This is a genomic window from Mesorhizobium sp. M2C.T.Ca.TU.002.02.1.1 (assembly GCF_003997225.1).
This window is the reverse complement of the sequence record NZ_RZTO01001453.1, coordinates 1-599: the sequence shown is the minus strand read 5'-3', so window position 1 is coordinate 599 and position 599 is coordinate 1. Positions and strand designations below refer to the sequence as shown.

Sequence of the window (599 nt, the reverse complement as noted above, 5' to 3'; positions counted from 1 at the left end):
TCAGCGAGAACCGGCAGTCCTTCAGCGATCTCGAACTCATCCTCGGCAAGGCGAAATTTTCCGGCAGCATCGATTCCAGCCAGCCGGACGGCGCCAGGCCATCGGTGCTGATGCGGCTTACCGGCGGCGAGATGGACCTGGACGGGCTGGCCGCTTTCGCCTCGATCTTCATCAGCGACAAGGGCGCCAATCGCTTTTCGGATCGCGATCTCGATTTCCAGATCAAGGCAGGGCCGGTCAGCGCCGGCGGCTTGAGCGCCGACACCGTCGACACGGCGCTGCGGCTGCGCGAGGGCCTGCTCGAGATAGACCGGCTTTCGATCGGCGGCCTGGCCGGCGCCTCGATCAGCGCCACGGGCCGGATCAAGGATTTTCCCCAAAGCCCGACCGGCAAGCTCAACGCTTCCGTGGTAGCGGTGGATCTGAAGCCGCTGATCGATGTCGCGGCTCAGCATTATCCCGACAATGGCGTGCTCAAAGGCCTGGCCGGCCGCGCGGCGGCCTATCCCGAACTGTTCCAGGACGCGCGCATCGATCTCTTGACCAGCGCCGCCGACAATGGCGACGGCACCACGGGCCTGGCGCTCTCGGCCCAGGGC

At 66.1% G+C, this 599-nt stretch carries 1 pseudogene; it reads left to right on the top strand.

Features of this window, described 5'->3' with window-relative positions:
* Positions 1-599: pseudogene (locus EOD07_RS36710) on the top strand (AsmA family protein); the annotation flags it as partial.